The sequence below is a fragment of the Pseudoxanthomonas kalamensis DSM 18571 genome (assembly GCF_010211745.1).
Lineage (GTDB): Bacteria > Pseudomonadota > Gammaproteobacteria > Xanthomonadales > Xanthomonadaceae > Pseudoxanthomonas_A > Pseudoxanthomonas_A kalamensis.
The window spans coordinates 1-532 of the sequence record NZ_PDWQ01000131.1 but is presented as its reverse complement, the minus strand read 5'-3'; the positions used below and the strand labels follow the sequence as shown (position 1 = coordinate 532).

Here is a 532-nt window from a genome sequence, read left to right as displayed (position 1 = left end):
ATTCGATGAAGATCCTGCTGGAGAACCTGCTACGCCATGAGGACGGCGGCGTGACCGTTGGCAAGGACCATATCGAAGCGGTTGCCAAGTGGGACCCTAGCGCCGAGCCCGATACCGAAATCGCCTTCATGCCGGCGCGCGTGGTGCTGCAGGATTTCACCGGCGTGCCCTGCGTGGTCGCCATGGCCGCAATGCGCGATGCGGTGGTCAAGCTCGGCGGCAATGCCGACCAGATCAATCCGCAGATTCCCTCCGAACTGGTCATCGACCACTCGGTACAGGTGGATGTATTCGGCAAGCCGGACGCGCTCGACCTCAACGGCAAGATCGAATTCCAGCGTAACCAGGAACGCTACGGCTTCCTGCGCTGGGGCCAGAAGGCGTTCGAGAACTTCAAGGTGGTGCCGCCCAACACCGGCATCGTTCACCAGGTGAACCTGGAAAACCTGGCGCGCGTGGTGATGAGCGCCGACAAGGACGGCACCTTGGTCGCCTACCCCGACACCGTGTTCGGTACCGACAGCCACACCAC

1 protein-coding gene is annotated in these 532 nt (G+C 62.2%); it reads left to right on the top strand.

From position 1 onward, the window contains the following. Positions 1–532: aconitase family protein (locus CSC70_RS14365; protein ID WP_246189444.1), on the top strand; the 532-nt coding region annotated here is incomplete at both ends.